This is a genomic window from Ciceribacter sp. L1K23 (assembly GCF_018122705.1).
GTDB lineage: Bacteria > Pseudomonadota > Alphaproteobacteria > Rhizobiales > Rhizobiaceae > Allorhizobium.
Window position 1 is genome coordinate 1102470 of record NZ_JAGRRC010000001.1, and the last position, 12785, is coordinate 1115254.

Below are 12785 nucleotides of genomic sequence, written 5' to 3' on the forward strand. Positions count from 1 at the left end.
GGCGCAGAAGCGGGGAAATGGCAAGCTCCGGTCCGCCAGGCGGACCGGAGCCTGAATGTCAGCCGGATTTACTGAACGTTGGCGCCGACGACGCTGTCCCAGCCGCCGGTGACGACGGCCTTGTTGGCGTTCTGCTCTTCAACGGTCGGGAACACAGCGGCTTCATAGCTCTCAGCCGGTGGCAGCGCATCCAGCAGAGCCTGGTCGATCTTGCCGGCCTTGGCCATGGCGTTGAAGCGCGCCGGGTGGCAGTAGCCCTTGAGCCACAGGTTCTGGCCTTCGTCGGAGTAGAGGTATTCCATCCACAGCTTCGCAGCGTTCGGGTGCGGTGCATAGGCAGAAATACCCTGGACATAGACACCGGCCAGAACGCCGGTCTTCGGAACGACGATTTCCACAGGCGGGTTGCCGGCGAGTTCGTCGCGCCATGCGAGAACGTTGTAGTCCCATGCGATCGCGATCGGGGTCGCGCCCTGGGCAATCGTGCCTGCCTTGGCGATGACCGGAACGAAGTTGCCTGCCTTGTTCAGCTCGGCGAAGTATTCGAGGCCAGCCTTGCCGGATTCTTCGCCAGCCTTGGCTCCCTTGTGGAGGCCAGCGGCAAGAACGCCAAGAATAGCCTGGTTGGAAGCGCGCGGGTCACCGGCGAGAGCGACCTGGCCGGCATATTCCGGCTTCAGCAGATCGGCCCAGTCGGCTGGCGTGTTCTCGACGAGATCCTTGTTCACGATGAACGACAGAACGCCGTAGTAGTCGCCGTACCAGTAGCCTTCGGCGTCCTTGATGTTCTCCGGGATTTCGTCCCAGGTGGAGACCTTGTAGGGCTGGAGCAGGCCTTCGGCCTTCATCTGCGGGCCGAATGCGAGGCCGACGTCCACAACGTCAGGAGCCTGCGGGCCCTTGTTGTCCTTGTTGGCCTTGATGGCTTCCACTTCGTCGGCCGAACCGGCGTCCGGGTTCAGCTCGTTGACCTGGATTTCCGGGTACTTGGCCTTGAAGCCGGCGATGACGTCGCCATAGCCGCACCAGCTGTGGGGCAGGGCGATGGTGGTCAGCATGCCTTCCTTCTTAGCGGCTTCGATCAGCTCTGCGCTGGGTTCTGCCACGGCGAGGGAAGTGGAGGCCACGACGAGCGCCGTCGTAGCGGAAAGAAGGCGGGTGATGTTCTGGAACACGGTCTTTCTCCTTGTTGGTGTCGCGTGTCGGCGCGACTGTTATTCGTCTTCGATGATACTTGTGTGACGGAAGCCAGACGCGTGCCGCAAGCGTCGGTGTTTCCCCTCATCCCTTTGATATTTTTGTCGATCTTCTGTGTGTCATTCCTTTCGTCGGCTATTTAGGCTTGCGGAAGAGACGGGCCTGTTCGAACAGGCCTTCGAGCGTGTTGATGCGTTCGCGGGTCTCGCTCCAGGCGGCGCTTTGCACCGCCTCGATCAGAGCTTCCACGACGAAGAGCGTGACGACGGACGAGTCCCAGGCCGAAGGTGCCTCGATGTCGATCTTGAATACGTGGCGGGCATGCCTGGCTGCCGGCGAGGTCCATGGGTCGGTAAAAAGAATGATCTCGACACCGTTGTTTCTGGCGGCCTCGGCCAGCCGTGCCATGTCGGCCTCGTAGCGGCGGATGTCGAACATCACCAGAATGTCGCCCTCGCTCATGTTGAGCACATGCTGCGGCCAGGAACTGGTGTTCGACGAGATCAGCGCCGTCTTGGGGCGGATGACCTGCATATGGGTGAAGAAATATTCGGCGAGCGCGCCGGTGATGCGGCCGCCGACGAAATAGAGGTTGCGCTTGCGGTCGCTGAGGAGGTCGACGACGCTGTCGAACATGGCGCTGTCGAGACCCGACAGCGTCTGGCGCATATTGTTCATCACGGCGTCGGCGAATCTGTTGAGGATATGCATGCCGGGCGCATTCGACGCCCACCGGTCGTGCTTGGCGATCGGGTTCGACAGGCTCGCCTCGAGCTCCTGGTGAAGGTTCGCCTGAAACTCGGCGTAGCCCTTGTAGCCCAGTTTCTGAACCATCCGCGCCACCGTTGGCGTCGACACGCCGGCATTTTCGGCAATCGTCGTGATACTGCCGAGGCCCGACACCGGATAGTTGTCGAGCAGGCTTTCGGCCAGCAATCGTTCCGCGCGCGTCAGCTCGCCGAAGCGCGCGTGGATGGCGTCGAAAACGGTTTTGGCCGTTGCGTTCAAACGGATGTCTTTCTTGTTCCCCGGCGTGCGGCTTCTACCGCTTTTTTCCGAACTATTGCCCTGGAGTTCGGCCGGGTCAATCCTCTTCGTGAAGAGATTTTTTCAGAAACACGATTGACAGTGACAGGAAGGTGAAGAATTCTTTTCTCGAATTCCAGCCTCGGGGAACCTTACATGCTGACGCGATCGGACATCCTGGCGGCAAGCGACGGCGCAGCCGTGGCGGTGCACAGGCCGGAGAGCCAGGGCCGCGTGCTGCTCGTCTGCGAGCATGCATCGCGACGACTGCCGGCCAGCGTCGGCGATCTCGGTCTTTCGTCAGATGCCCTGATCAGCCACATTGCCTGGGATCCCGGTGCGCTTGCCGTTGCCAAGCGCATGGCGGAGCTTTTGGACGCGACGCTGATTTCACAGCGATTTTCCCGGTTGATCTATGACTGCAACCGACCTCCGGAATCGCCTTCGGCGATGCCGGAGGTGAGCGAAATCTACGAGATACCCGGCAATCGCGACCTCTCGCCGGCGGAGAAGTTCGCCCGTACGGCCGCGCTCTACGTGCCGTTCCACGACCGGGTCGCAAGCGAGATCGCGCTTCGTCGGCAGCGGGGCGCGGCGCCGGTTCTGGTTACGATCCACAGCTTCACACCCGTGTACATGGGAAAGCGCCGCGATGTCGAAATCGGCATCCTGCACGACGACGACAGCCGTCTCGCCGATGCCATGCTCAATGGTGCGACGGAGGGCTACCGAGTGGAGCGCAACGAGCCCTATGGTCCTGCCGACGGGGTGACGCACAGCCTGAGGCTTCACGCTCTTCCGTTCGGTCTGCTGAATGTCATGATCGAGGTCAGGAACGACCTGATCGCGGATGTGGACGGGCAGGAGAGGGCGGCCGGTTATCTGGCGCGGCTCATCAATGCCGCCCTTGGTACCTTCGCCCCCTGAACGGGCTGAAATAGCAACGCAAGCGCATACGAGAAAAAAGAGGGAACGCATGCGATTGAAGATAAAAGCGGGAGACGTGGCTCATGCCTGAGGCGATCAGGACCTATGTGCGCGTGATCGATGCGTTCAACCGGCGCGTCGGACGGATCGTCATGTATGGCGTCTTCGTGATGATGGGCATCCTGCTCTATTCTTCCCTGTCCAAGAGCATGTTCCTGCCGGCGCACTGGACACTCGAAATGGCGCAGTTCGTGATGGCTGGCTATTATCTCCTGGGCGGCGCCTATTCGCTTCAGCTCGACAGCCATGTGCGCATGGACCTGCTCTATGGCCGCTGGTCGCCGAAGACCAAGGCGCTCGTTGACGTGATCACGATCATGATGCTGTTCGTCTACCTGTTCTTCCTCCTGTGGGGCGGCGTGTCGAGCACGACCTACGCGCTTGAGTACGGCGAAACCAGCTACTCCTCCTGGTCCCCCTATATGGCCCCGGTCAAGATTGTCATGGTGATCGGCATCCTGCTCACCTTCCTGCAGGCGACGTCGATCTTCATCAAGGATCTGGCGGTCGCCATCGGGAGGCCGATCGCGTGACCGACTTCCTCAGCTATGAAATGATCGCGCTCCTGATGTTCTCGTCGATGATGATGTCGATGCTGACCGGGCAGCGCGTGTTCGCGACCATCGGCTTCGTCGGCGTGGTTGCTGCTGCGGTGCTGTGGGGCAATGGCGGCTTCGAAATGGGCTTTTCGGCCGGCATGAAGCTGATGAAGTGGTATCCGCTGTTGACGCTGCCGCTGTTCATCTACATGGGCTACATGCTGTCGGAATCCGGTATCGCGGAGGATCTCTACAAGGCCTTTCACGTCTGGTTTGGCGGTATGCCGGGCGGTCTCGCCGTCGGCACGATCGGCCTGATGGTGGTGATCTCGGCCATGAACGGCCTGTCCGTGGCCGGCATGGCGATCGGTGCCTCGATCGCGCTGCCCGAACTGTTGCGCCGCGGCTATGACAAGATCATGGTCTCGGGCGTCATCCAGGCGGGCAGTTCGCTGGGGATCCTGATCCCGCCAAGCGTCGTTCTCGTGCTCTACGGCATGATCGCGCGCCAGCCGGTCAGCCAGCTCTGGCTCGCCGGCGTGTTCCCGGGCCTGCTGCTTGCAACGCTGTTCTGCATCTACATCATCATCCGTTGCCGCCTCAATCCGGCGCTTGGTCCGGCCCTTCCCAAGGAAGAGCGCGACATGCCGATGGTCGAGAAGCTGAAGCTTGCGCGTGCCGGCGTGCTGCCATTCATCATCTTCTTCCTGATGATGGGTCTCTTCCTGATGGGCATCACCAGCCTTGTCGAGAGCTCGGCGGTCGGGGCATTGGGTGCCTTGTTCGCGGCCTGGTACAAGGGCCGCCTGACGAAGGCTGTCTGGAACCGGGTGCTTGAGCAGACGCTCGGCATCTCCTGCATGTTCATGTGGATCATCCTGGCTGCACTCTGCTTTGGCGCGGTCTTTGACGGACTGGGTGCAGTGCGCGCGATCGAAAACCTGCTGGTCAACGATATCGGCCTATCGCCCTGGCAGATCCTGATCATGATGCAGCTGTCGTTTCTGGTCATGGGCGCGTTTCTCGACGACACGGCGATGCTGGTCATCGTCGCGCCGCTCTACATCCCGCTCGTCGGCAAGCTCGATCTCGGGATCGACAACGCGCTGATCTGGTACGGCGTGCTCTACACGATCACCTGCCAGATCGCCTACATGACCCCGCCCTTCGGCTACAATCTGTTCCTCATGAAGGCGATGGCGCCGCCCGATTTCCGGTTAATCGATATCTACCGCTCTGTCGTGCCGTTCGTTTTGATCATGTTGCTCGGTATGGTGATCATCATGGTCTTTCCGCAGATCGCAACCTGGCTCCCGAGCCAAATCTATCTTCGAGGTTAGCGTTCGAATGACAAGAGGCCCGGCAAACGGGCTCGGTACAAGCACTACCCGCAGGACCTGAGGTTCCCGCGGTCTTCCAGAGAAACGAAGAAAAGAGGGAAACAACATGACCAACAGCAGACGTTCATTCCTGAAGACGGCCGCGATGGCCACCCCCGCCGTTCTGGCGGCGCCCTACGTGAAGGCGCAAAACGCCAAGATCACCTGGCGCCTGCAGACCTATGCCGGTGCTGCGCTTGCCGAATTCGTCATCCGGCCTGCGGTCGATGCCTTCAACAAGGCGGCGAACGGCGAGATGGAAATCCAGCTCTATACGGCTGACCAGCTGGTGCCGACCGGCGAACTCTTCCGCGCCATGCAGGCCGGCACCATCGATGCGGTGCAGTCGGACGACGACTCGATGAACTCGCCGGTCGATATCAAGGTGTTCGGCGGCTACTTCCCGTTCGCCTCGCGCTACAGCCTCGACGTGCCGACGCTGTTTTACGAATACGGCCTCGCCGAGATCTGGGACGAAGCCTATACGGAAGTGGGTGTGAAGTGGTTGTCGGCCGGCGCCTGGGATCCGTGCAATTTCGCCACCAACAAGCCAATTACCAAACTCGATGACCTGAAGGGCCTGCGCGTCTTCACCTTCCCGACGGCCGGTCAGTTCCTGTCGCAGTTCGGCGTCGTCCCTGTCACCATCCCGTTCGAAGACGTTCCGGTTGCCATGCAGACCGGTGAAATCGACGCGATCGCCTGGTCTGGCATCACTGAGGTCTTCACCTCGGGTTGGGTCGACGTGACCAAGTACTTCCTCACCAACAACGTCTCCGGCGGCTGGTGCGGTTCGTTCTTCGCCAATGCCGACCGCTGGAAGGAAGTCCCGCCGCATCTGCAGACGCTCTGGCAGATGTGCATGGATTCGTCGCACTACAAGCGCCTGCATTGGTACTGGGGCGGCGAAGCGCGCTTGCGTGCCGAAGGTGGTCGTCTTGAACTGACGAGCATCCCGGACGCTGAGTGGAAGACCGTCGAAGATGCCGCGCATGTGTTCTGGGAGGAAGTCGCCAAGCAGACCCCGCGCACCGGCAAGGTCGTCGAGATCCTCAAGAAGTACAATTCCGACATGGAAAAGGCCGGTAAGCCTTACCGTTACGGCTAAGACATGACATGGCGATCCGGTTTCGACCGGGTCGCCCTCACAAAACAAGACGGCATGAGCCAATCGCTGCCCTGGGAACACCGAGATGACCACGTACACATTCGAAGATCTGAAAAAGGACGTCGCCGAGGGGCGCATTGACACGATTCTGGCGTGTCAGGTGGACATGCAGGGACGCTTGATGGGCAAGCGTTTCCAGGCGGAGTATTTCGTCGAGAGTGCCTATAAGGAAACGCATAGCTGCAACTACCTGCTTGCCACCGACATGGAGATGGAAACCGTCTCCGGCTACAAGGCGACGAGCTGGGAAAAGGGCTATGGCGATTATACCATGAAGCCGGATCTGTCGACGTTGCGTCGGATCCCCTGGCTCGAAGGCACCGCACTCGTTCTCTGCGACATGCTCGACCATGCCACCCATGCCGAGGTGCCACATTCGCCGCGCGCGATCCTGAAGAAGCAGGTCGCCCGGCTCGAAGCCATGGGCATGAAGGCCTTCATGGCGACGGAACTCGAATTCTTCCTCTTCGACCAGACCTATGACGAGGCGCGGCTTTCCGGCTATCGCGACCTGAAACTGGTCTCTGGATACAACGAAGACTACCACATCTTCCAGACGACCAAGGAAGAGGACGTGATGCGGGCGATCCGCAAGGGCCTGCAGGGCGCCGGCATCCCTGTCGAAAACTCCAAGGGCGAGGCCTCTGCCGGCCAGGAAGAGATCAACGTGCGCTATGCCGACGCCCTAACCATGGCCGACCGGCATGTGATTATCAAGAACGGCTGCAAGGAGATCGCCTGGTCGAAGGGGAAGGCCATCACCTTCCTTGCCAAGTGGCATTACAACGCTGCCGGTTCGTCCTCCCATATCCACCAGTCGCTCTGGTCTGCGGATGGCAAGACGCCTCTGTTCTTCGATGAGAAGGGTCAGTACGGCATGTCGCAGACCATGACGCACTACATGGCCGGCCTGCTCAACCACGCCTCCGAGATCACGTATTTCCTCGCGCCATACATCAATTCCTACAAACGCTTCATGGCTGGCACATTTGCGCCGACCAAGGCGATCTGGTCGAAGGACAACCGCACCGCCGGCTACCGCCTTTGCGGCGACGGCACCAAGGGTATCCGCGTTGAATGCCGCGTCGGTGGCTCCGATCTCAATCCCTATCTCGCCATGGCAGCGCTTTTGGCCGCGGGCATAGACGGGATCGAGAAGAAAATGGAGCTCGAACCGGCCTTCACGGGGGATGCCTATGGCGCGCGGGACGTCCGCGAAATCCCGCGCACGCTGCGGGCGGCCGCCGAAACTCTGAAGGACTCCCAGATGCTGCGGGCGGCGTTCGGCGATGACGTTGTCGATCACTATGTCCGTGCTGCGGAATGGGAACAGGAGGAGTATGATCGGCGGATCACCGACTGGGAAGTCGCGCGCGGTTTCGAGCGAGCATAATCGGCTGGGAGCTAAGGATACCCCTTTGGGGAGATATCGAAGCCGCGATCGCGGCGATATGAAGAGTTAGGCGACCTCTCGATCAGGGAGGGCATGCCGGACGGACCGATCCAGGGGAAGCGCGATGACGCACCCCTGCGTCACCTTTACGGATGGCGGTACGGATCGAGGCGCGGTATCGGCGACAAAGAGCTTTTGAGGAGCACCCTGGAATGACCATGATCCAATGCATTTCGCCGATCGACGGATCGGTTTACGCCGAACGCCCGGCCATGTCGCTTGAAGCGGCGACCGAGGCGGTTGCGCGTACCCGCAAGGCGCAGAAGGCCTGGGCGCGCCGGCCGCTCGAGGAGCGCGTGCAACTCGTGCTGAAGGGTGTGGCGCGCCTCAACGAGATGGCCGACGAGGTGGTGCCGGAACTGGCCCACATGATGGGCCGGCCGGTCCGTTACGGCGGCGAATACAAGGGCTTCAACGAACGTTCGAACTATGTCGCCTCCATCGCTGCGGACTCGCTGAAGCCGCTGGTCATCGAAGAGAGCGCATCCTTCGAGCGTCGCATCGAGCGCGAGCCGCATGGTGTCGTCTTCGTCATTGCGCCGTGGAACTACCCCTACATGACCGCGATCAACACGATCGCGCCGGCCCTGATGGCGGGCAACACCGTGGTCATCAAGCATGCGACGCAGACGCTGCTAGTTGGCGAGCGGATGGTGCGCGCTTTCGTCGAGGCTGGCGTGCCTGATGACGTGTTCATCAACCTCTTCCTCGACCACCAGACGACGTCCGCTCTGATCGCGGCCGGCAATTTCAACTTCATCAACTTCACCGGTTCGGTTGAAGGCGGTCGCTCGATCGAACGCGCTGCTGCCGGTACCTTTGCGGGTCTCGGCCTCGAGCTCGGCGGCAAGGATCCTGGCTATGTGATGGAGGATGCCGATCTCGACGCTGCCGTCGACACGCTGATGGACGGCGCGACCTACAATTCCGGCCAGTGCTGCTGCGGCATCGAGCGCATCTATGTGCATGAAAGCCTCTACGACGCCTTCGTCGAGAAGTCTGTCGCCTGGGTGTCGAACTACAAGCTGGGCAATCCGCTCGACAAGGAAACGACCCTTGGCCCGATGGCCAACAAGCGGTTCGCCAAGGTCGTGCGCGAGCAGATCGCCGATGCGGTTTCGAAGGGCGCCAAGGCGCTTGTCGATCCGAAGCTGTTCCCGCAGGACGATGGGGGCGCCTACTTGATGCCGCAGGTCCTGGTGAACGTCGATCACTCCATGGCCTTCATGAAGGACGAGACTTTTGGTCCGGCCGTTGGCATTATGAAAGTCAAGAACGACGACGAGGCGCTCGGCCTGATGAACGACAGCCCCTACGGCCTGACTGCCTCTCTCTGGACGCAGGATCCGGAGCGGGCCGCCCGTATCGGCCGCGACATCGAAACCGGCACCGTCTTCATGAACCGCGCCGACTATCTCGACCCGGCGCTCTGCTGGACCGGCGTGAAAGAAACCGGCAAGGGCGGCTCTCTTTCCGTACTCGGCTTCCAGAACCTTACCCGTCCAAAATCCTATCACCTGAAGAAAGTCACGAAATGAACATCGTCGCCAACTGGAGCTATCCCACCGCCGTCAAGATGGGACGTGGCCGCATCAAGGAACTGGCGGACGCTTGCAAATCGCTCGGCATGAAGAAGCCGCTGCTGATCACTGATCGGGGCTTGGCGCCCATGGCGATTACACAGACGGCACTCGACGTTTTGGAAGAGGCGGGCCTTGGCCGCGCACTCTTCGCCGATGTCGATCCGAACCCGAACGAGAAGAACCTGGAGGCCGGCATCAAGGCCTACAAGGATGGTGGCCATGACGGGGTCGTCGCTTTCGGCGGCGGTTCCGGTCTCGACCTCGGCAAGTGCGTCGCCTTTATGGTCGGCCAGACGCGGCCCGTCTGGGATTTCGAGGATATCGGCGACTGGTGGACGCGGGCCAATTCCGACGGCATCGCCCCGATCGTCGCCGTGCCGACAACGGCCGGCACCGGTTCGGAAGTCGGCCGAGCCTCGGTCATCACCAATTCCGAAACCCATGTGAAGAAGATCATCTTCCATCCGAAGTTCCTGCCGGGTGTCGTCATCTGCGATCCGGAACTGACGGTCGGTATGCCGAAGATGATCACCGCCGGCACGGGCATGGATGCCTTCGCCCACTGCCTGGAAGCCTATTCCTCGCCTTTCTACCATCCGATGAGCCAGGGCATCGCGCTCGAAGGCATGCGGCTCGTCAAGGAATTCCTTCCGCGCGCCTACAAGGATGCGACCGACATCGAGGCACGGACCAACATGATGTCGGCTGCCGCCATGGGCGCGGTCGCGTTCCAGAAGGGTCTTGGCGCCATCCACGCGCTGTCGCATCCGATCGGCGCGGTCTACAACACGCACCACGGCATGACCAACGCCGTTGTCATGCCGCCGGTACTCAAGTTCAACCGGGACGCCATCGAGGACAAGATCGAGCGCGCCGCAGCTTATCTCGGTATCGCCGGCGGCTTCGATGGCTTCTACGATTACGTGTTGGCGCTTCGTTCCGAACTCAACGTGCCGGACAATCTGACGGCGATGGGAATCAAGCCCGACCGGATCGACGAATTGTCGGCCATGGCGATCGAGGACCCGAGTGCCGGCGGCAATCCTGTAAAGATGACGCTGGAGAACACCAAGAGCCTTTTCGAAGCCTGCTTCTAACCCCTCAATTCAGGGGGTGCCCCTTCGTCTCCCGGCACAACGTGTCGGGAGATTTTCTTTTTGATATCAATTCACTGAAAATATATCAGAAATTTCTTAAAGATGAGATCTTCGCCCCATTCTTGAAGGTTTGTTAACCATAATTAGAAAGAGTGGGAATATGGCACCATGAGCCGGTGTCCCGCAGAGCAATGATTGGCTCGGGCCATACGTTTGAGGATCTAGAATGCCAGTCATCTCCTTTGCCAATGCCAAAGGCGGCGCGGGCAAAACAACAGCCGCTCTGCTTCTCGCGACCGAACTCGCCCACCAGGGCTACCGCGTCGCCATTCTGGACGCCGATCCTCAACGGTGGATCAGCCAGTGGTTCGAACTGTCCGGCCCGCAGCACAATATCGAAGTGGTCTCCGAAGTATCGCTCGCATCGCTGCAGGGGCACCTGCGCGAGCTGTCGGCTACCTCCGACTATGTCGTCGTTGACCTCGCCGGCGCCCGGGATGCGGTGGTGACGGCGGCGATCGGTCTCTCCGACCACGTCATGATCCCGATCCAGGGCTGTGCCATGGATGCCAAGGGTGGTGCCCAGATCCTCGATCTGATCCGACTCATGGAGGAGGCGGGTAACCTGAAGGTCGCGCACTCCGTCGTTCTGACCCGGGTTACCTCCATGGTCACGACGCGTGCCTTGCTGACCATCAAGGGCTTGCTCTCGGCGCGCGGCGTGAACGTCATCAATACCCCGATCGTCGAGCGCAGCGCCTATCGCGAGATTTTCGACTGTGGCGGCACCTTGTACGGGATGGATCCTGCCAAGATCAGCAATCTCGACAAGGCCCAGGAAAACGCCCGTGCATTTGCGGCCGAAGTCATGCGGCTTCTGCCGGTCAAGGTCATCCGCTCGCAGACGCCGCGTCGCTTCCTGCGGCTGGTGCGCAACGCCGCCTGATAACCTCCCAAGCCAAACGAAAGAAGCCGCCGTAATCCCATCCGGCGGCTTCTTTCGTTTCAGGAGCCAAAGTCACGATCAGTCGATGAACTCGACCGTCACGCCCGGCTTCACCATCTTGGCAAGTTCGGTCGCGTCCCAATTGGTTAGGCGGATACAGCCGTGGCTCTGGGTGCGGCCGATCTTCGAGGGTTCCGGCGTTCCGTGAATGCCGTAGGTCGGCTTCGACAGCGCCAGCCACACGGTGCCGACAGGACCATTGGGACCCGGTGGGATCGACAGAACGCGGTCGTTGTTGCCCTGCTTGAAGTTTACCTTCGGATTGTATGTATAGCCGGGATTGAGGGCGATTCGCTCGACCGTGACGGTTCCAGAGGGAGACGGCGTATCGGTAGAGCCGATGCTCGCGGGATAGGCCGCGATCAGCGCGCCGTCTTCACCATAGGCGAAAACCTGCTTCAATCCCTTGTCGGCAATGATGCGCGCAACCGAACCTTTCTTGGCCGGGCCGGGATCTACCACCTTGATGATGGTGCCCGGAATGGTGAAATCGACCCCCGGATTAAGTTCGCGGAGATAGGCTTCATCCATGTGGAATTTCTCGGCCAGCATCTCGGCGGTCGAAGTGTAGGAGAGAGCCGGAAGCGCGGCCTTCTCGGCGTAATCCTCCGGAATTGCCGCCACATAGGGACCCGCGGCGTCACCGGCAGTGATTGTGTAACTCATGAAGGCGAGGCCTCCGGAGAGGCGGAGCCGCTCGATGATGCCATCGGCGTCATTCGGGTCCAGCGTCTCGCCGGTGATCTGTTCCCAGGCCACGATCGCCTTGTTGACGTTCTGTCCCATCTTGCCGTCGATGACGCCGGGCGACACGCCTTCGCGGTCGAGGAAGACCTGCAACGCCGTGACCTCCGGGCGCGACAGCTTGCCGACCGGGATTTCAGGGATCGCCTTTTTCGTCATCGGCTGTTCAGGCTGCTCCTGAGCGCCGAAGCTGTCGTCCGGGAAGCCGGGCAGGGCTTGCTCCAACGGTTGCCGCTCGATCGCGGGATCGCCTGGCACCGATCCGGTCATGACGTCATCTTCCCATACAGGCGCGTTGGCAACCTGACCGCCCCAGTAGGGTTCGCGATGGCGGCGCGGGAAATACTCCTCCGCCGGCATCTCGTAAGCGATCATGTTGCCGTAGCGGTCGAGGAGAATGCGGCGACCGCTGTTGTCGTATCGCACGACGACTTCACCCCGTTCGGGCGTGTAGCCCAGCAAGTCGCCCTCTGGCGTCACCAGGAGCGTCTGTGAGCGGCCGTAGACATCCTGAGCCACCGAGGGCGTGGCAAAAAGCGATGTCGCTGCCGCCAGAGCTGCAAGCGCCGTGCCTGTCATCCATCTTTTCGTCACGGTAGCCTTCAT

General features: G+C 60.9%; 11 protein-coding genes. 8 read left to right on the plus strand and 3 right to left on the minus strand.

The genetic code is table 11. The annotated features are described in order from the left end of the window. Nucleotides 1-68 precede the first annotated feature (68 nt). Nucleotides 69-1175: an ABC transporter substrate-binding protein gene (locus J5J10_RS05045; protein ID WP_208551528.1), complete on the minus strand. Its 1107-nt coding sequence runs from the start codon at nt 1173-1175 to the stop codon at nt 69-71. Between the two features lie 157 nt (nt 1176-1332). Next, nucleotides 1333-2205, minus strand: a complete 873-nt coding sequence (locus J5J10_RS05050; RefSeq protein ID WP_208551527.1) for a MurR/RpiR family transcriptional regulator — start codon at nt 2203-2205, stop codon at nt 1333-1335. Between the two features lie 174 nt (nt 2206-2379). On the opposite strand from J5J10_RS05050, the gene J5J10_RS05055 reads away from it, so the two are divergent. The 8 genes from J5J10_RS05055 (at nt 2380) to J5J10_RS05090 (ending at nt 11375) form a co-directional block, all read left to right on the plus strand. Next, nucleotides 2380-3150 (plus strand): N-formylglutamate amidohydrolase, encoded by a 771-nt coding sequence (locus J5J10_RS05055; protein ID WP_211929083.1) that lies wholly within the window; start codon nt 2380-2382, stop codon nt 3148-3150. Between the two features lie 83 nt (nt 3151-3233). Then, nucleotides 3234-3743: a TRAP transporter small permease subunit gene (locus J5J10_RS05060; RefSeq protein WP_211929084.1), complete on the plus strand. Its 510-nt coding sequence runs from the start codon at nt 3234-3236 to the stop codon at nt 3741-3743. A gap of 20 nt (nt 3744-3763) precedes the next feature. Next, entirely contained in the window at nt 3764-5089 is a 1326-nt protein-coding gene (locus J5J10_RS05065; RefSeq protein WP_211931140.1) for a TRAP transporter large permease subunit, read from the plus strand. 106 nt (nt 5090-5195) lie between these two features. Beyond that, entirely contained in the window at nt 5196-6236 is a 1041-nt protein-coding gene (locus tag J5J10_RS05070; protein ID WP_208551524.1) for a TRAP transporter substrate-binding protein, read from the plus strand. An 85-nt stretch (nt 6237-6321) separates the two neighbouring features. Then, the gene (locus tag J5J10_RS05075; protein ID WP_211929085.1) at nt 6322-7689 is read left to right on the plus strand and encodes a glutamine synthetase family protein; all 1368 of its coding nucleotides are present in this window, start codon (nt 6322-6324) and stop codon (nt 7687-7689) included. Between the two features lie 212 nt (nt 7690-7901). Next, a complete protein-coding gene (locus tag J5J10_RS05080; protein WP_211929086.1) occupies nt 7902-9287 on the plus strand; it encodes an aldehyde dehydrogenase family protein in 1386 nt (461 codons plus the stop codon). Next, nucleotides 9284-10429 (plus strand): iron-containing alcohol dehydrogenase, encoded by a 1146-nt coding sequence (locus J5J10_RS05085; protein ID WP_211929087.1) that lies wholly within the window; start codon nt 9284-9286, stop codon nt 10427-10429. Before J5J10_RS05080 ends, J5J10_RS05085 begins: the two co-directional genes overlap by 4 nt. A 226-nt stretch (nt 10430-10655) precedes the next feature. Then, a complete protein-coding gene (locus J5J10_RS05090) occupies nt 10656-11375 on the plus strand; it encodes a ParA family protein (protein WP_208551520.1) in 720 nt (239 codons plus the stop codon). A gap of 78 nt (nt 11376-11453) precedes the next feature. On the opposite strand, the gene J5J10_RS05095 is transcribed toward J5J10_RS05090, so the two are convergent. After that, on the minus strand, nt 11454-12758 hold the full coding sequence (locus J5J10_RS05095; protein ID WP_211931141.1) for a L,D-transpeptidase: 1305 nt from the start codon (nt 12756-12758) through the stop codon (nt 11454-11456). Between the last annotated feature and the right edge of the window lie 27 nt (nt 12759-12785).